We start from the raw sequence: 549 nt of genomic DNA, 5'->3' as shown, positions 1-549 counted from the left end.
TCGCGCTGGCCTTCATCATCGACATCACAGAGCGCAAGCGGCATGAGGAAGGCATCCTGCGCCTCAATGCCACGCTCGAGCAGCAGGTGCTGGACCGCACCGCGCAGATCCGCACGTATTCCTCACGACTGGGGGCCATCCTGGCGCACGCCGGCTACGCCATCGTGGCCACTGACCTGCAGGGGAAGATCACGCTGTTCAATCCTGCGGCGGAGCGCATGCTGGGGCACGTGGCCGCGGAGATCACCGCCGGCGGCACCAGCATCGACCTGCTGCACGACGAGACCGAACTCCGTGCGCGCTCGCTCGCGCTGTCCGAACGCCAAGGTACCCATGTCGGGACGAACTTCGCGCAGATCGCCGGCGTGACCACCGCCGCCGGCAGCGACGTCGCCGAATGGACCTATATACGCCGCGACGGTACACCCATGCCGGTGGCGTTGAACGTGAGCGCTCTGCGCGACGAACATGGCGTGGCTTCCGGCTTCCTGGTGATGGCGTCGGACCTCACCGAGCAGAAGCGGCGCGATGCGGAGCTGCACCAGGCGA

At 67.0% G+C, this 549-nt stretch carries 1 protein-coding gene; it reads left to right on the top strand.

Features of this window, described 5'->3' with window-relative positions; genetic code table 11:
* Nucleotides 1–549, top strand: a 549-nt coding sequence (locus tag CSC78_RS18805; RefSeq protein ID WP_162339392.1) for a PAS domain S-box protein, incomplete at both ends; no start/stop codon positions are given.

It is taken from the genome of Pseudoxanthomonas japonensis, from assembly GCF_010093445.1.
GTDB lineage: Bacteria > Pseudomonadota > Gammaproteobacteria > Xanthomonadales > Xanthomonadaceae > Pseudoxanthomonas_A > Pseudoxanthomonas_A japonensis.
Note: the sequence above shows the minus strand (reverse complement) of the source record. Positions and strands in the feature narration are given on the sequence as shown.